At 74.5% G+C, this 18092-nt stretch carries 16 protein-coding genes; 7 read left to right on the top strand and 9 right to left on the bottom strand.

Translation table 11 applies throughout. From position 1 onward, the window contains the following. Positions 1 to 44: 44 nt before the first annotated feature. The 3 genes from ACIQ6R_RS26530 to ACIQ6R_RS26520 form a co-directional block, all read right to left on the bottom strand. On the bottom strand, positions 45 to 926 hold the full coding sequence (locus ACIQ6R_RS26530) for a hypothetical protein (RefSeq protein ID WP_375916842.1): 882 nt from the start codon (positions 924 to 926) through the stop codon (positions 45 to 47). A gap of 76 nt (positions 927 to 1002) precedes the next feature. Further along, positions 1003 to 2529: a hypothetical protein gene (locus ACIQ6R_RS26525; RefSeq protein WP_404179185.1), complete on the bottom strand. Its 1527-nt coding sequence runs from the start codon at positions 2527 to 2529 to the stop codon at positions 1003 to 1005. A 150-nt stretch (positions 2530 to 2679) separates the two neighbouring features. After that, on the bottom strand, positions 2680 to 3375 hold the full coding sequence (locus ACIQ6R_RS26520) for a GntR family transcriptional regulator (RefSeq protein WP_375916848.1): 696 nt from the start codon (positions 3373 to 3375) through the stop codon (positions 2680 to 2682). A gap of 185 nt (positions 3376 to 3560) precedes the next feature. Between ACIQ6R_RS26520 and ACIQ6R_RS26515 the strand changes: the two genes are divergently transcribed. The 5 genes from ACIQ6R_RS26515 to ACIQ6R_RS26495 are packed head-to-tail and all read left to right on the top strand — an operon-like array spanning position 3561 to position 8019. Then, entirely contained in the window at positions 3561 to 4883 is a 1323-nt protein-coding gene (locus tag ACIQ6R_RS26515) for an MFS transporter (RefSeq protein ID WP_404223812.1), read from the top strand. Further along, entirely contained in the window at positions 4880 to 5713 is an 834-nt protein-coding gene (locus ACIQ6R_RS26510) for a putative hydro-lyase (protein ID WP_404223810.1), read from the top strand. Before ACIQ6R_RS26515 ends, ACIQ6R_RS26510 begins: the two co-directional genes overlap by 4 nt. A gap of 46 nt (positions 5714 to 5759) precedes the next feature. After that, a complete protein-coding gene (locus tag ACIQ6R_RS26505; protein ID WP_404223809.1) occupies positions 5760 to 6518 on the top strand; it encodes a LamB/YcsF family protein in 759 nt (252 codons plus the stop codon). Continuing rightward, positions 6515 to 7153: an allophanate hydrolase subunit 1 gene (locus ACIQ6R_RS26500; RefSeq protein WP_404223806.1), complete on the top strand. Its 639-nt coding sequence runs from the start codon at positions 6515 to 6517 to the stop codon at positions 7151 to 7153. Before ACIQ6R_RS26505 ends, ACIQ6R_RS26500 begins: the two co-directional genes overlap by 4 nt. Beyond that, on the top strand, positions 7150 to 8019 hold the full coding sequence (locus tag ACIQ6R_RS26495; protein ID WP_404179201.1) for a biotin-dependent carboxyltransferase family protein: 870 nt from the start codon (positions 7150 to 7152) through the stop codon (positions 8017 to 8019). The genes ACIQ6R_RS26500 and ACIQ6R_RS26495 overlap by 4 nt, the downstream gene beginning before the upstream one ends. A gap of 190 nt (positions 8020 to 8209) precedes the next feature. Here ACIQ6R_RS26495 and ACIQ6R_RS26490 read toward each other — a convergent pair whose 3' ends face one another. The 5 genes from ACIQ6R_RS26490 to ACIQ6R_RS26470 all read right to left on the bottom strand — a co-directional run bounded on the left by ACIQ6R_RS26490 (position 8210) and on the right by ACIQ6R_RS26470 (position 14075). Beyond that, the gene (locus ACIQ6R_RS26490) at positions 8210 to 9049 is read right to left on the bottom strand and encodes an SGNH/GDSL hydrolase family protein (protein ID WP_404223804.1); all 840 of its coding nucleotides are present in this window, start codon (positions 9047 to 9049) and stop codon (positions 8210 to 8212) included. After that, positions 9046 to 10206 (bottom strand): glycosyltransferase, encoded by a 1161-nt coding sequence (locus ACIQ6R_RS26485; protein WP_404223802.1) that lies wholly within the window; start codon positions 10204 to 10206, stop codon positions 9046 to 9048. The genes ACIQ6R_RS26490 and ACIQ6R_RS26485 overlap by 4 nt, the downstream gene beginning before the upstream one ends. After that, positions 10203 to 11330 carry a glycosyltransferase family 4 protein gene (locus ACIQ6R_RS26480; protein WP_404223799.1) on the bottom strand — a complete coding sequence of 376 codons (1128 nt, stop codon included), beginning with the start codon at positions 11328 to 11330 and terminating at the stop codon, positions 10203 to 10205. The genes ACIQ6R_RS26485 and ACIQ6R_RS26480 overlap by 4 nt, the downstream gene beginning before the upstream one ends. Before the next feature lie 601 nt (positions 11331 to 11931). Further along, positions 11932 to 13350 (bottom strand): HEAT repeat domain-containing protein, encoded by a 1419-nt coding sequence (locus ACIQ6R_RS26475; protein ID WP_404223797.1) that lies wholly within the window; start codon positions 13348 to 13350, stop codon positions 11932 to 11934. Positions 13351 to 13682: 332 nt separating this feature from the next. Next, entirely contained in the window at positions 13683 to 14075 is a 393-nt protein-coding gene (locus tag ACIQ6R_RS26470; protein ID WP_210961399.1) for an ankyrin repeat domain-containing protein, read from the bottom strand. Between the two features lie 299 nt (positions 14076 to 14374). Here ACIQ6R_RS26470 and ACIQ6R_RS26465 point away from each other — a divergent pair, with 299 nt between their 5' ends. Further along, positions 14375 to 14569 (top strand): hypothetical protein, encoded by a 195-nt coding sequence (locus ACIQ6R_RS26465; protein ID WP_003977410.1) that lies wholly within the window; start codon positions 14375 to 14377, stop codon positions 14567 to 14569. A 52-nt stretch (positions 14570 to 14621) separates the two neighbouring features. Continuing rightward, on the top strand, positions 14622 to 16388 hold the full coding sequence (locus ACIQ6R_RS26460) for a hypothetical protein (protein WP_404223794.1): 1767 nt from the start codon (positions 14622 to 14624) through the stop codon (positions 16386 to 16388). A gap of 193 nt (positions 16389 to 16581) precedes the next feature. Here the strand turns inward: ACIQ6R_RS26460 and ACIQ6R_RS26455 are convergent, their stop codons facing one another. Then, a complete protein-coding gene (locus ACIQ6R_RS26455; RefSeq protein ID WP_404223792.1) occupies positions 16582 to 18081 on the bottom strand; it encodes a PLP-dependent aminotransferase family protein in 1500 nt (499 codons plus the stop codon). Between the last annotated feature and the right edge of the window lie 11 nt (positions 18082 to 18092).

The following is an 18092-nucleotide window of genomic DNA, read 5'->3' as shown; positions in this document are numbered from 1 at the left end:
TCTCGTAAGTCTTCGTGAAAGTGGGGTGCGGGGCGTGGGCGGTGTCAGGAGGAGTGGAACGGCAGTCCGGCGTCGGCGACCAGCTCCAGGTCCTCCGTCTCGTCGGCGGGCAGCAGTGTCGCCGTGCCGTCGGTCACCGGGACGACACCCAGGTCCAGCAGCTCGGCCATGGCGGCGCTGCCCGCCATGTCGCGCACCTGGAGCTGGTAGCGGGCCGTCGTGCGGTAGGTGCCGCCGTTGTCGTCGCCGGTGCGCTGGAGGAAGCCGGACTCGGTGAGGAAGGCGGCGGCCTTGCCGACGATGCCGGTGGTGGAGCCGGGGAGTCTGCGCGCGTCCTTGGTGGCGCCGGTCGCGCTGCGTCTGACCCAGATCCGCCAGGCGGACTCCAGGCCCGGGGCGTCGGTGGCCGGGTCGGTGTTCTCGCCCTGTTCCTCGGCCCGCTCCTCCAGTCGTCGGCAGGCCTGGCGGACGAAGGCGTCCACTCCGTTGACCGTGACACGGCCGATGTAGCCGTCGTCGGCGAGGTCCTCGGGGCGCGGGTAGGCCATGGCGGCGACGGCGAGGTGGGCCAGTCCGTGCAGGAAGCGGTCGCCGGAGTCGGTGGCGGCACGACGCGCGTAGTCGCCCATGCGGACGGCGAACACCGAGTCCTCTGCGGCGGTCACGGCCATCCCCGCGCGCGGGGACACCTCCAGGACGATCAGCCCGAGGCCGGCCGCCACGGCGTCGGCGAGCCGGGCGAAGGGCGGGTCCTCGCGGTAGCGGCGCAGCAGGTCGGCGTACTCCTGGTCGCGCGCGGGCAGCAGTTTGGGCTGGAGGCCGAAGGCGACGAGCCGCGCCGCGTCGGCGGCGTCGGCGGGCGTGACGGCCGCGGTGGCCGGTGCGGCACCCGCCTCCGGTTCGCTCCGGTCGACGTGCTCGGTCACGGTCGGTACTCCTTGCTGTGCTGGTGCTGGTGCTGCCGCTGTTGCAGGTGCTCGGGGGCGAGGTCGTGGGAGCCGGTCATGCCGCCTCCGTGCGGTCCGCGGCCATCCCGGCCGCGTCCAGCAACGCTGTGCCGACGATGAGGTCGGCGCCGCCGAACTCGGGGTCGTCCAGTTCGGTGCCGTCGTCCACGGCGAACAAGAGCTTCGGTTCGCCCTGGCGGTATGCGGTGCCGACGGGCGGGCTGGCCGCGTGGACGGCCAGCAGGGCGACGAGATACGGCAGTTCCGCGTCGCGGGCGCGGGCGTCGGCCAGCAGCCCCGACAGCCGCCGCGGGGCGTCGTGCGGCAGGTCGAGCAGTTCCATGGCCGCCGCGAGCTGCTCCTCGCTGAAGCGGCTGTCGTCCGGGGTGGCGATCAGGTCGGGCTCCGGCATCTCGGCGCCCAGGTGTTCCCGCTCCACGGGCGGGGTCAGGAGTATGTCGACGAGGTCGCCGACCCGGACGGAGACGGGTGTGCGCATACCGGTGCCGCGGGCGAAGAAGGCGTCGGTCACGCGGAGTGCCCGCTCCACGGGCAGCGGCAGGACGGGGGCGACGAGATGGCCGTACAGGTCCAGGCCCGAGGTCGTCAGGGGGGTGGCGAAGGCCTGCCGGTCCTGTTCGGCGCGGAAGAGCGGGCCTGCCTCCAGGAGGCGGGACTGGAGCTGGGTGTGGCGGCGGATGCAGTCCTTGACGATGTCGACGAGCTCGGCCGCGCGGCGCTTGTGCTCGGGGTCCTCGGACTCGTCGCGCGCCTTGCGGATGTTGGTGAGGATCGCGTTCTCGTGGCGGTACCGGTCGGCGACGTGGTCCAGGGCTTCGGCGATCATGTCGGGGACGGCGGTGAGCCAGTCCACCGCGCGGACGTTGCGCCGGGTGGCGTCCAGGGCCCTGCGCAGGGTCTCCGAGTACTGCACGGTCCGGTACCGGGCCTGCTCGGCGGCGAGCTGGGCGTCGGCGAGCCGGCCGCGGCTGATCAGCACCTCCAGCTTGACCTCGGCGGCGATCTGGGCGCTGGTGACGTCGGTGTCCAGGGCGCCGACGAGGACGTTGACCGCCTCGTCGGTGGTGCGGAGGTAGACGGTGCCGCCGGGGCCCGGGACCTCCTCCAACAGCTTGAAGTCGTAGTCGCGGCGCACATAGGTGCCGTCCGGCCCGAAAGTGCCGTACACCGCGCGGAAGCCGCGGTCGACGCTGCCGACGTTGATCAGGTTCTCCAGGACCCAGCGGGCCACCCGCTCGTGCTCGGCGGCCGGCCGCGCGGGGGCCTGGGCCGCGACGCGCGGGATCAGCCGGGCCACGATCTGGTCGTGGTCGGCACCCGTGTCGAAGTCCATGTTCAGCGTGACGAGGTCGATGGCGGAGAGGGCGACCTCCGCCATGCCGTACACCGAGTACTCACCCGCGAGGTTGGCCTTGCGTGCGTCGAGGTCGTGCAGCGGCGCCGTGCAGGCGAGCGCGCGCAGCCGCCGCGCCAGCCCCTCGTCGGCGGCCGGGCCCGGGGCGGGGCGCGGCCCCGCGCTGAGCTGGGGCGGAGCGCTGTCCGTCGATGCAGGCGAAGTCACGGTGCACAGACTAGGTCCTCGGTCTGACAACGACCCAAACGACGCAGATGGACCCCGACGCGACAGGCGTCGCGGGCGGCCCGCCCTGATCTCTCGGTCCCGCCCGCGGTGGCCTGTCGCCCGTCGATTCGCGGTCCCGCCCGCGGTGGTCTATCCCTCGTCGCCGACCCGCCGCAGGTAGACCTCCACGACGCGCTTCAGCGAGTTCTCGAGGTAGACCGCGAGCAGCCGCTCCGCCGTCTCCCGCTCGCCGGTCTCCAGGGCCGCGAGGATCTCCGCGTTCCGTGCGATGTACGGCTCGTGCAGGCGCCTCGGGTCGTCCACGACGTGGAAGGCGAGGCGCAGTTCGGCGAAGACGCTGCGCATCAGCTCGTCGGTGCGTTCGCTGCCGGCGAGGGCCACCAGTTCCCGGTGGAAGTGGATGTTGGCCGTACCCACACCTTTCCAGTCACCTTCGCGGGCCGACCGCCGCCCGTCCTCGACGGCCCCGGCGAGTCCGTCCAGGCCGTACGGCGGCTCTCCGAGGCCCCGGACGACGGCGCACTCGACGAGGGCGCGGGTGCGGTAGATGTCCTCGACGTCCTCGACGGTCAGGACCCGGACGAAGACGCCGCGGTTCAGCTCGTGGATGAGCAGGCGTTCGTGGGTGAGCAGCCGGAACGACTCGCGCAGTGTGTTCCGGGAGACGCCGAGCGCGCCGCCGATGCTGTCCTCCGACAGGCGGGTCCCGGGCGGGAAGTAGCCCTCGGCGATCCGGCTCCTGAGGATGTCCGAGACCCGCTCGGCGGTGCTGGTCCGCCCGAGGAGGGCGCGGTCGTCGGCCAGTCCCGTCAACTGCTCTGCCATGCCCGGAATTCAATCGCAGATACCAGAACGAAACAACATGGGTATTGAGGGATCGTTGAACGATCCTCTACGGTGCCATGAAGTGACGACACGGCGTCCGCTCCCCCCCTCCCCCCCACCCACGCCGCCGCACCGACCGGCTCACTCTCGACAAGCACCCTCCGTCCTCCCACTGCGAGGTGCCCATGAGCACAACCCCTCCACCGCAGGCCCTGTCCGCCGAGGCCCCTCCCACCGGCGCGGGTGAACACGCCTCGGACAGCGGCCCGTTCGGCTGGCTGCGCGCCCTCGGCCCGCGGGGCCGCCGCGCCTTCGGCGGCGCGTTCGGCGGCTACGCGCTCGACTCGTACGACTACTTCACGCTGCCGCTGACCATGGTCGCGCTGGCCGCGTACTTCGGCCTGGACAGCGGCCAGACCGGTCTGCTGACGACGGTCACGCTGGTCGTCTCGGCGGTCGGCGGCGCCCTCGCGGGCGTCCTGGCGGACCGCGTCGGCCGGGTCAAGGCCCTGCTGCTCACCGTGATCACGTACGCCGTCTTCACGGTGGCCTGCGGCTTCGCGCCCAACTACGAGACGCTGCTGGTCTTCCGCGCCCTGCAGGGTCTGGGCTTCGGCGGCGAGTGGGCGGTCGGCGCGATCCTGGTCGCCGAGTACGCGAGCGCCAAGCACCGGGGCCGTACCCTCGGCGTGATCCAGAGCTCCTGGGCCGTGGGCTGGGCGCTCGCCGTGGTCGTGTACACGCTGGTGTTCTCGCTGGTCGGCGACGATCTGGCCTGGCGCGTCATGTTCTGGACCGGCGCGCTGCCCGCGCTGCTCGTGGTCTGGGTGCGGCGCAGTGTCCACGACGCGCCCAAGGCCGCCGAGGCCCGCGGGAAAGGCGCGGGAAAAGGCTCGTTCGCGGCGATCTTCAAGCCGGGCACGGCCGACTCGCCGGGCCTGCTGCGCGTCACGCTCTGGGCGAGCCTGCTCTCCACCGGCGTCCAGGGCGGCTACTACACCCTCGCCACCTGGGTGCCGACGTACCTGAAGGACGAGCGCGACCTGTCGGTCGTCGGCACCGGCGGCTATCTGACCTTCCTCATCTCGGGTGCCTTCATCGGCTACCTCACCGGCGGCTATCTCACCGACCGGCTGGGCCGCAAGCGCAACATCTGGCTCTTCGCGCTGCTGTCGGCGCTGTGCATCCTGGCGTACGCGAACATCCCCAGCGGCGCCAACACCCTGCTCCTGGTACTCGGTTTCCCGCTCGGCTTCTGCATGTCGGCGATCTTCAGCGGCTTCGGTTCGTACCTGAGCGAGCTGTATCCGACGGCCGTGCGCGGCGCCGGCCAGGGCTTCACGTACAACACCGGACGCGCCGTGGGCGCCGTGTTCCCGACCACGGTCGGCTTCCTGGCCGACAGCTGGGGCGTGGGTGGCGCGCTGGTCTTCGGCGCCATCGGCTACGGCATCGCGGCGCTGGCTCTGCTGGGGCTGCCCGAGACGCGCGGAAGGGAGCTGGCATGAAGCGCTCGCACCACGCGACCGGGGACCGGCCGATCGCCCTCGTCGACGAACACGCGCGCGCGTGGAGCCCGAGAACGGCCCGCTCCCGCTTCCGGGAAGGGCTCACCGGCCCCACGGCCGGGGTCGCGGCCGGCCACACCCAGGCCAACCTGATCTCGGTGCCCGCCGACTGGGCGTACGACATGCTGCTGTTCTGCACCCGCAACCCGAAGCCCTGCCCGGTCCTCGACGTCACGGACGCCGGGTCCTGGACCACCGCGCTCGCCGACGACGCCGACCTGCGCACCGATCTGCCGCGCTACCGGGTGTGGCGGGACGGCGAGCTGGTGGACGAGCCGACGGACGTACGCGCGCACTGGCGGGACGACCTGGTGTCGTTCCTGATCGGCTGCAGCTTCACCTTCGAGTGGGCGCTGACCGCGGCCGGCGTCCCGATCCGCCATGTCGAGCAGGGGCGCAACGTCCCGATGTACGTCACCACGCGGCAGTGTCGTCCGGCCGGGCGGCTGCGCGGGCCGATGGTGGTGTCCATGCGCCCGGTGCCGCCCGCTCACCTGTCGGCGGCGATCCGCGAGACCAGCCTGCTCCCCGCCGTGCACGGCAGCCCGGTGCACTGCGGGGACCCGTCGGCGCTCGGCGTCGACGATCTGGACCGGCCGGATTTCGGCGACCCGGTGGACGCCGGGCCGGACGACATCCCGGTGTTCTGGGCGTGCGGGGTGACCCCGCAGGCGGCGGTCATGGCCTCGCGTCCGCCCTTCGCCCTCACCCACGCGCCGGGGCAGATGTTCCTCACCGACGCACGGGACGAGCGGTACCGCGTGGCCTGATCCCGGGATGTCCCGACACAGGCCGGAAACCGGAGACACTGGAGACATGACCTCGATCGACCTCAACGCCGACCTCGGCGAGGGTTTCGGCCGCTGGCGGCTCACCGACGACGAGGGCCTGCTCTCGGTCGTCACCAGCGCCAACGTGGCCTGCGGCTTCCACGCTGGTGATCCGGTCACCATGCGGCGGGTGTGCGAGCTGGCGGCCGAGCGGGGCGTGACGATCGGCGCCCAGGTCTCCTACCGGGACCTGGCCGGTTTCGGGCGGCGCGCGATGGACGTGCCGCCCGCCGAGCTGGCGGCCGAGGTGGCCTACCAGATCGGCGCCCTGGAGGTGTTCGCGCGCGCGGCCGGTTCCCGCGTGGCCTACGTCAAGCCGCACGGTGCCCTGTACAACCGGGTGGTGCGGGACGCGGAGCAGGCCGCGGCGGTGGTCGACGGTGTGCTCCTCGCGGGCGGCGCGCTGCCCGTGCTCGGGCTGCCCGGCTCACGCGTGCTGGAGCTGGCCGGCCGGGCCGGGCTGCCGGTCGTCACGGAGGCGTTCGCCGACCGCGCGTACACCGACGAGGGCACGCTCGTGCCGCGCGGGCGGGAGGGTGCCGTGGTCGCCGATCCGGACGCCGTCGTGGAGCGCTCGGTGGGCCTGGCCGTCTCCGGCTCGGTCACCGCCCGCTCCGGGGCACGTGTCGAGGTCCGGGCCCGTTCCCTGTGCGTGCACGGCGACACGCCCGGCGCGGTGGAACTGGCCCGCCGGGTCCGGCAGCGACTGGAGGCGTCGGGCGTCCGTGTGGAGGCCTTCGCATGAACGTCCTGCCGGTCGGCGACCACGCCCTGCTCGTCGAGGTCTCCTCGGGCGAGGAGGCCGAGGCACTGCACGCGGAGCTGCTGCGGCGCCGCGCGGAGGGCACCCTCGCGGCCCGGGAGATCGTCCCCGCGGCCCGCACCGTCCTCCTCGACGACCTCGCCGACCCGGCCCGGCTGGCGTCCGAACTTGCCGCCGCCGAGGTGCCGTCCGCTCCCCCGCGCGCGGGGCACGTCGTCGAGATCCCGGTCCGCTACGACGGTCCGGACCTGGCCGACGTCGCCGCGCACTGGGGCGTGGCGGAGGACGAGGTGGGCCGTGTTCACGCGGGTACCGAGTTCCGCGTCGCCTTCTGCGGGTTCGCGCCCGGGTTCGGCTACCTCACCGGTCTGCCCGCGCGCTACGACGTCCCGCGCCGGAACACTCCGCGCACGGCCGTGCCGGCCGGTTCGGTGGCACTGGCGGGTCCGTACACCGGCGTGTATCCGCGCTCGTCGCCGGGCGGCTGGCAGTTGATCGGCACCACGGACGCCGTGCTGTGGGACCACACACGCGTGCCGGCGGCGCTGCTGTCGCCGGGCACGCGCGTGCGGTTCGTCGCCCGCGGGCACCTGCACGAGCATCAGGGGGGTTCATGACGGACCGTGCGCTCGCCGTCGTCCGGGCCGGGGCCCTGACCACCGTGCAGGACCGGGGCCGCCCCGGACACGCGCACCTCGGCGTCCCCCGCTCCGGGGCACTCGACGCGCCCGCGGCCGCGCTGGTCCTCCGGCTCGTCGGATGCCCGCCCGACGCCGCCGTCCTGGAGACCACGCTCACCGGCTGCGCCGTGCGTCCGCGTTGCGCGGTGACGGTGGCGGTCGGCGGCGCGCCCTGCTCCGTGACGGTGGACGGACGGCCGGTGCCCTGGGGGGCGCCGGTCGACGTGCCGGCCGGTGCGCTGCTGAACGTCGGGGCGGCCGACTCGGGCGTCCGCAGCTATGTGGCCGTCTCCGGCGGCATCCTCGTCGAACCGGTCCTCGGCAGCCGCTCCACCGACCTGCTGTCCGGCCTCGGGCCACCGCCCCTCACGGACGGCACGGTGCTGCCCCTGGGGCGGCCGTGCGGGCAGCACGTGCGCGTGGACGTCGCCCCGCAGCCGGCGCCCCCGGCGGAACTGGTCCTGCGGGTGACGCCGGGCCCGCGCGCCGACTGGTTCACGCCCGAGGCGGTACGGACGTTCACCTCCCGCGCGTACCGGGTGTCGCCCGCGAGCAACCGCATCGGGCTGCGCATGGACGGACCGGCACTGCAACGCGCCCGCGCGGGCGAACTCCCCAGCGAGGGCATGGTGCTGGGCGCGGTTCAGGTGCCGCCCGACGGCAGACCGGTCGTGTTCCTGGCCGACCATCCGACGACCGGCGGCTACCCGGTCATCGGCGTGGTCCGCACCGCAGACCTCCCGGCGGCGGCCCAGACGCCACCGGGGACGCCGGTGCGCTTCGTCGCCGTACACCGGCACTGACACCGTCCGCGCGTACGCCGGGTGCCGGGCGCCGCTGCCGCCGGTCCGCGTACTGCCGTGCGCGCGCACCGACGCCGTACGACGACGGCGAGGTGCCCGCGCCGCGGTACCTGTGTGGTCCGCCCTCCGTTCACGGCGCCGCGCGACCGCACCGGCACGCGCCGCGCGCCGCCGGTCACGCCGCCTCCGGTCACGCCGCCTCCGGCCGCTCCGTCGTCGACAGCGCGGCGGAGACCGCGGCGGACGTGCGCAGGTCGAGCCGGGCGCTCGTCCCGCGCGCGTGGTGGCGCAGTTCGTCGGCGGCCAGCGTCAGCAGCTGGGGCAGCAGGTCCGTACAGCGCCGGGCCACCCAGCCGGTGCCGGCCGTGGCCAGCCACCACAGGCTCGCCGATCGGGTGGGGGCGGGGAACTCGTTCTCGGGCGAGGGCGCGGGCCCGGAGGCGTCGCCGCGCTCGGCGAGCAGGGCGTGGAAGCGCAGGGCCAGCTGCCGGTGGCCCCGCTCGCCGGGGTGCAGCCGGTCCGCGCTCCACATCGCGCGGTCCGTGGTCCAGTCGCCCTCGCTCGCGTGCAGGTGCACGGCCCCGTAGCGGTCGGACAGGGCGTGCACGACGGCGTTGACCGCCCGTTGCCGCCGGGCCAGTGGGCGGGCCAGCGCTCCCGGCAGTCCGAGCATCGCCCCGGGGTCCGGCAGGCACGCCGTGAGCAGCAGAGCGCCCTGTCCGGTGAAGGCGGCGTACACCTGGTCGAGCCGGGCGGCGACGGCTCCGAGGTCGAACGAGCAGCGCAGGGTGTCGTTGACGCCGACGACGACGGACACGAGGTCGGGGCGCAGGGCGAGACCCGCGGGCAGTTGCCGCTCGGCGACGTCCCGGGCCTGCGCCCCGCTGAGGGCGAGGTTGGTGAACTCCACGGGTTCCTCGGCGAGCCCGGCGGCGAGCAGCGCGGCCCAGCCGCGCCACCCGTTCCGCACCGGGTCCCCCACCCCCTCGGTCAGCGAGTCGCCGAGGGCCACGAACCGGACACGTCTCATGACCCGGCCTCCGGCAGCACGGCAAGCGTGGGGACCGTCGCGTCGTGCGCGGCCAGGAACGCCCCGACCGCCGCGTCCCAGCCGAAACACTCCGCACGCGCGCGTGCCGCTTCCCTCCGGTCCACCTCCCGGCGTCCGAGGAGCAGGTCCACGGCGTCCGCGAAGGCCTCCCCGTGGTCGGCGGCGACGTCCCCGGCGGAGCCGATCACCTCCGGCAGCGCCGATGACGCGCTGGCCACCACGGGCGTGCCGCAGGCCATCGCCTCCAGCGCGGCGAGTCCGAAGGTCTCGGCCGGTCCGGGCGCCAGGCACACGTCGGCGGACGCCTGGAGCGCGCCGAGCAGCCCGCGGTCGGCGACGTGGCCGAGGAAGGTCACCGGCAGCCCGCGCTCCCGCGCCCGCTGTTCGAGCCGCGCGCGCAACGGCCCGTCCCCCGCCACCACCAGCGCCGCCCGCTCGCCGCGCCGAAGCAGCGCCGCCAGCGCGTCGAGCGCCGTGCCCGGCCGCTTCTCCACGGACAGCCGGGAGCACAGCACCAGCAACGTCTCGTCCACGCGCGCGTACCGGGCGCGCAGCCCCGGATCGCGCAGCGCCGGGTGCCGCCCGGCCAGGTCGACGCCCAGGGGAGCCCGTACGACGTTGCGGGCGCCGATGCGGACGAACTCCCGCTCGGCGAACTCCGTGGTGCACACCACGCGCGCGTAGGTGTGCGCCGTGCGGGTGTTGAGGGCGTCCGCGGTGCGCCGGGCGGCCTCCTCGGGCAGGCCCCAGGTGCGCAGCACACCGTCGGTGGTCTCGTGGGAGACCATCACGGCGGGGACCCTGGCCCGCCGGGCCCACTTGCCGGTCCAGCGCAGTGTGGTCCGGTCGGAGACCTCCAGCCGGTCGGGTGCCAGCTCCTCCAGCAGCGCCGCCACGCGCCGCTTGCCGGTCAGGACGCGGTAGCCGCCGGTGCCCGGCAGCAGCGGTCCCGGGAGGGTGATCACCCGGCCCTGTTCGGTCTCCCGGTCGTCGGCGTGCTCGCCGGGGACGACGAGGACGGGGTCGTGTCCGGCCGCACGGTAGCCCTTGCCCAGCTCGCGCAGCGCGGTGCGCAGGCCGCCGGACGCGGGCGCGACGAAGTTGGCGAGCCGGACGATCCGCAGTGCGCCGCTCATGCCGCCAGCACCGCCTTCCGTGTGGCGAGTACGTCCGTGTAGTGGCCGATCAGCCGGTCGCCGACGGCCGCCCAGGTGCGCCCTTCGACGGCCGCCCGCCCGGCCGCCCCGTACGCGGCCCGCAGCGCGGGGTCGGCGGTCAGCGACCACACCGCGTCCCGTACGGCCGCGGCGTCGCGCGGCGGCACGAGCAGCCCGGTGCGCCCGTGGGCGACGAGGTCCAGCGGCCCGCCCGCGGCGGGCGCGACGACGGGCACGCCGCTCGCCATGGCCTCCTGCACGGTCTGGCAGAACGTCTCGAAGGGACCGGTGTGCGCGAAGACGTCCAGTGAGGCGAACACCCGGGCGAGGTCGTCGCCGGTACGGCGGCCGAGGAAGAGCGCGCCGGGCAGCGCCTGCTCCAGACCGGGCCGGCTGGGTCCGTCGCCGACGACCACGACGCGCACGCCGTCCAGGCCGCAGACCCCGGCGAGCAGTTCCACCTGCTTCTCGGGGGCGAGCCGGCCGACGTAGCCGACGATCAGCTCACCGTTCGGGGCCAGTTCGCGGCGCAGCGCCTCGTCGCGCCGGTCGGGCCGGAAGCGGACGGTGTCCACCCCGCGGGGCCAGAGCGAGACCCGGGGCACACCGTGGGCCCGGAGGTCGCGCAGGGCCGCGCCGGACGGGGCGAGGGTGAGGTCGGCGGCGGAGTGCACGGAGCGGATGCGCCGCCAGGCGGCCGCCTCGCCCGCTCCCATGTACGTACGGGCGTATCCGGCGAGGTCGGTCTGGTAGACGGCTACGGCGGGGACACCGAGCCGGGCGGCGGCGGCCATGCCCCGGACGCCCAGGACGAAGGGACTGGCCAGGTGGACGAGGTCGGCGCGGTGTTCGGCGATCGCGGCTGCCACGCGGCGGCTGGGGAGGGCGACGCGTACCTGGGGGTAGCCGGGGAGCGGGAGGGAGGGGATCCGGACGAGGGGGCACGCGGCGGAGGTGTCCGCCGCGTTGCCCGGCGCGGTGGCCGGGGCGACGACGACGCAGTCGTGACCGCGGTCGACGAGGTGCCGGGCGGTCTGGAGCGCGCAGTGGGCGACGCCGTTCACATCGGGGGGAAAGGATTCGGTCACGATGACGACACGCATACCGGTGTTGTCGCCGGACTGGACGTGCTCGCGTCAACGTCGATCTTTCCGGCCGAGGAACGTCCCATGAGCGTTGCCCTGCCACCCGGGCGGGTCGGATCGCGGCCACACCCGCCGTACCCGCGGGCCATCCGTCGTTCACACGGAGGGGCTGCCGCCCCGCGTCACGTGGGCGTGACGCCCGCTCGCGCGGAGCCGCCCCGCCCGTCGGCGGCAGGGGGCGCCGCCCAATGCCGGGAACCCTCCCGCGTCCGGCGGGCTTCAGGCCTCCGGGCCCGCTCGGCGCGCGCGGGGCCCGGCCTTCGTGGACCGGTCTTCGTGGACCGGTGGGCGGCGCCCGGTACCGCCGCGCGCGAGGAGGGCGGGGTGGCCGGCCGCTCGTTCCGGGCGACAGCGGCCCGCACGCGGCGGACACCTCTGTCCGATCGCCTCGGTTCTCCATCACGCCGGACACGGGCCCGCCCCCGCAGGCCCGCACGGGCTGCTCCGTCCGCCCGCGCCGAGCAGCTTCCGCTCACGCCGAGCAGCCTCCGCTCACGCCGACCAGCTCACGCCCGACCAGCACCCGCTCACGCCGACCAGCTCCCGGCCGCCCCGCCGCTCACACGGCCGACGCGTCCGGGCCGAAGCGGCTGCGTACGGCCGTCTGGACCTCGTCCTCCTCGGCCGGATCGGCGGCGAGCCTGCGCAGCCGTTCGACGACGCGGTTGTCGCCGGTCTCGGCGTGGCGGGCGGCGAGTTCGCGGGTGGTCTCCTCGCAGTCCCACAGGCACTCGATGGCGAACCCGGCGGCGAAGGACGGGTCGGTGGCGGCCAGCGCTCGGGCGGCCCGGCCGCGCAGGTGGGAGGAGGCGGTCTCGCGGTAGATGTGGCGCAGGACGGGCGCGGCGCAGGCGATGCCGAGCCGTCCGGTGCCGTCGACGAGGGTCCACAGGGTCGGCGCGTCGGGGCCTTCGCCGCGTACCGCCTCACGCAGGGCGGCGAGGACGAGGTCGCGGTCCCGGGTTCCGCCCCGGCAGGCGAGTACCCGCCCGGCGGCGGCGCCCAAGGCGTCGGGCCGGTGCACCCAGCGGCGCGCCAGGTCGACGGCGGCGACGCTGCGCATGCGCTCGAAGGCGGCGACGGCGGCCTCCACGACCGGCGTCGAGCCGTTGGTCACGGCACCCTCGATCAGCCCGAGGGCGTCCGGATCGTTGCCGTCGGCGAGATAGCGCAGGGCGGTGCAGCGGGCGCCCTCGTCGCCGGACCGCGCGGCCTCGACGATCTCGGGCCGGTCCTCGGGGCCGGCGACGGCCGTCAGACACCGGGCGGCCGGCACATGGAGCGCCGCGCCACGCTCGACGCCCTGCTGGGCCCACTCGAAGACGGCCCGCACGCTCCAGCCCGGACGCGGTCCGGTGGGGCTCATCTGCCGCTGCCAGCGGTCGAAACAGCCCGTCTCGTGAGCGGCACGCACGCGCGTGGCGATCGATTCGCGCGGATCGTCGGCCCACAGCCGCCAGGGCCGGGGTTCGAAGGCGTCCCGCACGGCGACGGCCAGCTCGGCGTCGCCCTCGGCATCGTGCGGGAAGCGGGCCAGCACGGGCGCGGCGAGCGAGCGCAGTCCGGCGTCGTCGTCGCGCAGCGCCAGTTCGTCCAGGGCCCACGCCCAGTTGACGCCGTGGGCGGCGTACCCGCGCAACAGCTGGAGCGCGTCGAGCCTGCCGTAGGAGGCCAGGTGCCCGAGGACCGCGAGGGCCAGCCCGGTGCGTGACTCGTCGGCCTCGAGGATGTCCTCGGGATCGAAGAGGTGGGCCTCGATCGCGTCCAGCTCGCCGTTGAGGTCGAGGTAGAGGCGGGCGTAGTAGAGGGAGCGGTTCTCGACCTGCCAGTCATGGCGGGGGTCGTGCAGCACGCAGTGGTTCAGTGCCGCGAGCGCTTCGGCGCGCGGAGCGGTGAGCGCATGCAGCGTGCCGTCGCCGCGACCCCGCTGAAGCAGGCCGAGCAGCGTACCGCTGGGCGCTATGACCGGATCGAACATGGGAAACAGCCTCACATCAAGCGTCGACGCAACCGGGGAGCACGCGTTACCTGGCCGTGCGCCAACACGTCGGAGCGCCCGCCGTCTCTTGCTTGCCGAAGACCATGTTCCTGCCTCTCGTCGGTGGCCCTTGCGGGCCGTGTCACGGCCCGCGCGGTGCGGCAACATCTGCCCAGCCATCACGTCCGTGAACCACGTCGTCATGATGACCCGGCGGTCACATCTGCCGCGACCGAAATTTCGGCGGCCTGGTACCGCCTCCCCCGTTATTCGTATTTTCCCTGGTCAGAAAGAGTGGAGCAGACCCGGAGCAGTACCGGATCGGCTTCCGGTCACTGAGCGCCGAACAGCTCCAGCAGCTCGGTCCGGGCGAACATCCGCGCCGTGTCGACGGCCGACGGCGTGCCCGCGGACGGATCCGCGCCGGCCTCCAGGAGCGCCCTGGTCACTTCCGTCTCACCCTTGAAGGCGGCACCGGCGAGCGGGGTCTGCCCCCGGTCGTTGACGCGGTCGGCCTCGGCGCCACGGGCCAGCAGCGCGCGCACCGCGTCGGCGTGGCCGTGGTAGGCGGCGAGCATGACGAGGGAGTCGCCGCGGTCGTTGGTGAGATTGGCAGGAACGCCGGCGTCCACATAGGCCACCAGTTCCTCGGTCCGTCCCTGCCGGGCCAGATCGAAGATCTTCGTCGCCAGCTCCACGACCTCCGGGTCGGGGGCTTCACTCATCGGCCGGACCACCTCTCACTGCGCATACCGGGGACTGTGCGCACGGTCGCGAGCGGTGCGGCCGTGCGGGTGAATCGCCAGGGTACTGGCTCGCGCCGCACATGAGCCGAAGTGCCCGAGGTAAAGATCAGCACGGAACCGGCAGGGCGCAACAGCCCTGCTCAACCGGCCCAAGGACTACTCCGCCACCTGGGGTAATTCCGCCGAATTTCCCCCATTTGCACCTTTTATCGTATGGATACATGCTGTGAGCCTGGAAGTACTCATGGTGACTGTCCCCGCGAACCAGGAGAACTCACATGATCCTCTCGATCTCAGGCGTGGTCCTGCTCGGCATCGTCGTCTTCATCTTCTTCCGCAAGGACGGCCTCAAGGCCTCGCACGCGCTGGTCGCGGTCCTGTTCGGGTTCTACCTGGCGAGTACGGCCATCGCCCCGAGCATCAAGGCGGGCGGCGAGAGCCTTGCGGGCCTCCTCGGAGGAATCAAGTTCTGACGGCCCGATCCCCCGCCCGACACCCTCACGTACGCACTTCCAGGAGGCAGCAGTGGCCCGGCGGCCCCTCCCCCGCATTCTGAGCAACGGCGGCGCACAGCTCGCCCGGAGCCGGGAGCTGGCACGGACGGCGGCCGACAGCGCCACCGACGTCCTCCAGCCGCTGATCACGATCGCCCGCGGTCTGCGCCGCCTGGCCGCGGCCGCGCGGCGCAGATGGACCGAGACCCCCAAGGACCGGCGCGGCGCGCTGCTGTTCCTGGTGGCCTCGGTGGTCCTGGTCGTGGCACTGGTGCCGTACGGCCCGCTGCTCGCCGCCATCACCCTGATGGCGGCGGCGGCCTGGCAGGGCAGGGACCGCACCCCGCCGGAGCCGGAAGGCCCCGACGACTCCCAGGCCAAGCGTCTCCATTCGCTCTACGAGGCGCTCGTCCCGTACTTCTCCCTCGCCGAGGACCCCGATCCTCTGTACGCCCACGGCGGCGCGTGGGAGAAGGCGTTCCCCGCGTACGAGTTCGACGACACCGGCCGCTTCGCCCACCTGGTGATCCGCTACCCCGCGTACTTCACCGACGGGGAGGCCGAGGCCCGCGCCCGGATCGAGCACCTGCTCACCGCCAAGTCCGGGCGGGGCCGGGAGTACCGCTTCACGTGGGACGAGGAGGCCAACCACCTCTCCGTCGACGTGCTCGCGGCGCTGCCCACCGACATCGCCGTCCAGCGCTTCGTGACGGCGCCCGGTGAGACCGTCCTCGGCTTCACCGACCCGACCAGGGTCCAGCGCACCCTCCCGCTCACCCACGGCGAGGAGCAGCGCGACGTGCCCCCGGTCGTCTGGCGCACCGGCATCCGCTCGACCGAGCCCCACCTGCTGGTCCTGGGGCAGCCCGGTACCGGCACGTCCACCCTGCTGCGTTCGATCGCGCTGCAGGCCCTCACCCACGGCGACCTGCTGATCGTCGACGGCGGTGGCACCGGCGAGTACGCCTGCCTGGTCGGCCGGGACGGCGTCCTGGCCGTCGAGTGCGGCCTCACCGGAGCACTGACCAGTCTGGAGTGGGCCGCCTCCGAGACGGAACGCCGGCTGATCTCCCTCAACCGGGCCCGCCAGGAGGGCCGGCCCGCGCCCGACGACACCAAGCGGCCGCTGTGGGTCTTCCTGGACCGGCCGAGCGCCTTCCCGCACCTGGCCGCCGCGGACGGCCGCAAGGACCCGCAGTCCCTGCTCCAGGTCCCCCTGCGGCACGGCCGCGCCGCGAACGTCACGGTGGTCGTCGCCGACCAGCTGGACTCCCTGGACAGCCTCAGCGACGCCGTACGGCAGCACACACGCGCGCGCGTCGTCCTCGGCCCGGCCACGCCGGACGAGCTGGCGACGGTGCTCGGCGCTCCCCCGCACACCACGCCCGTGGACCAGGTCCCGCCCGGCCGGGGATACGCCCGCCTGGGCAACGGACCGGTGCACCGCCTCCAGGTCCCGGCCACTCCGGACCCCTACGACGACGCGACGAGCGACGCCCACCGGCAGGCGGTGCTCGACCTGCTGCCCCCGCGCACGACCCCGGCGGACGGTGAGCAGGTGCCCGTGGACGAAAGGGCGGCCGGAAAGAAGATCTCCATCGAGAAGACCGAGAAGATGGAGAAGAAGGCCGCCACGGGCGAGCCCGAGCCGGAGAGCCCACAGGCGGAAGCCGAGCCGCTGCCGGACGCCGGGCCGGCGCCGGTCGCGGTGGAGGCGGCGGCGCGGGAGGTGCCCGCCGTCGAGTCGGCCACGCCGGAGACGGTTCCCGCCAAGGCGGTGGCGGCCGAGACCTCCTGACGAACGCCGGGCCGGCCACGGCCCCGGCGCCCCTCCCCTGTCCACCGGCCCCAAGACGGCCCGGGCCCGCCACGAGCCGCGCCCGGGCCGCCTTCCGTGTCCGGAGCCGCCCGCCGAGACGTCGGCCGCCAGGACGGCACCTCCGGGGAACGGACCCAGAGGTGACCCGCCCCCTCCCGGCGGCACGCTCCCGCTACGCCACGAACGTCCGCGGTGGCTCGCCGCCCCCGACGCCTCCGTTCTCCACGAATCGGGCCGCCGCGGCCAGTCGCGCCGCCGCCTCCTCGGCCACCGCGCCGCCGACGGTGAACGGCAGCCGGACATAGCCCTCGAAGGCCCCGTCGACCCCGAAGCGCGGCCCGGACGGGACCCGGACGCCCACACGCTCCCCCGCCTCGGCGAGCCGAGAGCCGGACAGGCCCCCGGTCCGCACCCACAGCGTCAGCCCGCCCCGCGGCACCTCGAACTCCCACTCGGGCAGTTCCCGGCGCACCGCGGCCACCAGCTCGTCCCGGTTCTGGCGGGCCTGCTCGCGCCGCACCGCGACGGCCTGCTCCCAGCCGCCCGTGCTGAACAGCCAGTTCACGGCCAGCTGCTCCAGTACCGGCGTGCCCAGGTCGGCGTACGCGCGCGCGGCGACCAGGCTGCGGATCACGTCGGGTGCGGCGCGGACCCAGCCGATGCGCATCCCCGCCCAGAAGGCCTTGCTGGCGGAGCCCACGGTGACGACCGTGGACCCGGCCGGGTCGAAGGCGCACACGGGGCGCGGCATCTCGACCTCGTCGTCCAGCCACAGCTCGCTCATCGTCTCGTCGGCCACGAGCACCGTCCCCGCCGACCGGGCCGCCTCCACCAGCCGCCGCCGCTGGTCGTCGTCGGCGAGCGCGCCGGTGGGGTTGTGGAAGTCGGCGACGACGTACGCGATGCGGGGCGCGGCCTCGCGCAGCACCTGGCGCCAGCGGTCCACGTCCCAGCCGGTGAGCCCCTCGGCCATCGCGACCGGGACCAGCCGGGCCCCGGCCTCGCGCATCAGCTGGAGGATGTTGGCGTACGAGGGCGACTCCACGGCGATGCGCTCGCCGCGCCCTCCGAAGAGGTGGCAGATGGCGTCGATCGCGCCCATCGCGCCCGTGGTCACCATGATCTGCTCGGGCATGGTCGGGATCCCGCGCGCGGTGTAGCGCTCGGCGATCATCGCGCGCAGCGCGGGCAGCCCGGCCGGATAGTCGCCATGGGTGTGCGCGTAGGGGGGAAGTTCCTCCAGGGCGCCCTGCACGGCGCGGGTGAGCCAGGGCTCGGGCGCGGGGAGCGCCGCGCAGCCGAGGTCGATCAGGGAGCCGAGGGCCTCGGGCGGCAGCGGCTCCAGGCCGCGCGCCGGCAAGGGGTTCCCGGCCGGTACGGCGGTCCAGCTGCCCGCGCCGCGCCGGGACTCCAGGAAGCCCTCGGCGCGCAGCGCCTCGTAGGCGGCGGCGACGGTGGTGCGGCTGACGGTCAGGGCCAGGGCCAGCTCGCGTTCGGCGGGCAGCCGGGCGGCGACCGGTACGCGCCCTTCGAGCACCAGCAGCCGGATGCCGTCGGCGAGCGCGCGGTAGGCGGGCGGGCGGCGGGTGCCGGGCCCGGCCGGGCGGTCCTGCTGGGAGCCGAGCAGCCGGGCGAGCTGTCCCGCTCCCACGGCCGAGGTCCACTGCGCCATGGAAATCAGTC

It is taken from the genome of Streptomyces sp. NPDC096048 (assembly GCF_044763415.1).
Taxonomy (GTDB): domain Bacteria; phylum Actinomycetota; class Actinomycetes; order Streptomycetales; family Streptomycetaceae; genus Streptomyces.
The sequence above is the reverse complement of the archived record's forward strand: the minus strand, read 5'-3'. Positions and strand labels throughout refer to the sequence as shown.

Coding starts and splice junctions, on each gene's coding strand:
- ACIQ6R_RS26520 (WP_375916848.1), bottom strand. CDS start 3,375: ATGGCAGAGCAGTTGACGGGACTGGCCGACGACCGCGCCCTCCTCGGG.
- ACIQ6R_RS26515 (WP_404223812.1), top strand. CDS start 3,561: ATGAGCACAACCCCTCCACCGCAGGCCCTGTCCGCCGAGGCCCCTCCC.
- ACIQ6R_RS26510 (WP_404223810.1), top strand. CDS start 4,880: ATGAAGCGCTCGCACCACGCGACCGGGGACCGGCCGATCGCCCTCGTC.
- ACIQ6R_RS26505 (WP_404223809.1), top strand. CDS start 5,760: ATGACCTCGATCGACCTCAACGCCGACCTCGGCGAGGGTTTCGGCCGC.
- ACIQ6R_RS26500 (WP_404223806.1), top strand. CDS start 6,515: ATGAACGTCCTGCCGGTCGGCGACCACGCCCTGCTCGTCGAGGTCTCC.
- ACIQ6R_RS26495 (WP_404179201.1), top strand. CDS start 7,150: ATGACGGACCGTGCGCTCGCCGTCGTCCGGGCCGGGGCCCTGACCACC.
- ACIQ6R_RS26490 (WP_404223804.1), bottom strand. CDS start 9,049: ATGAGACGTGTCCGGTTCGTGGCCCTCGGCGACTCGCTGACCGAGGGG.
- ACIQ6R_RS26485 (WP_404223802.1), bottom strand. CDS start 10,206: ATGAGCGGCGCACTGCGGATCGTCCGGCTCGCCAACTTCGTCGCGCCC.
- ACIQ6R_RS26480 (WP_404223799.1), bottom strand. CDS start 11,330: ATGCGTGTCGTCATCGTGACCGAATCCTTTCCCCCCGATGTGAACGGC.
- ACIQ6R_RS26475 (WP_404223797.1), bottom strand. CDS start 13,350: ATGTTCGATCCGGTCATAGCGCCCAGCGGTACGCTGCTCGGCCTGCTT.
- ACIQ6R_RS26470 (WP_210961399.1), bottom strand. CDS start 14,075: ATGAGTGAAGCCCCCGACCCGGAGGTCGTGGAGCTGGCGACGAAGATC.
- ACIQ6R_RS26465 (WP_003977410.1), top strand. CDS start 14,375: ATGATCCTCTCGATCTCAGGCGTGGTCCTGCTCGGCATCGTCGTCTTC.
- ACIQ6R_RS26455 (WP_404223792.1), bottom strand. CDS start 18,081: ATGGCGCAGTGGACCTCGGCCGTGGGAGCGGGACAGCTCGCCCGGCTG.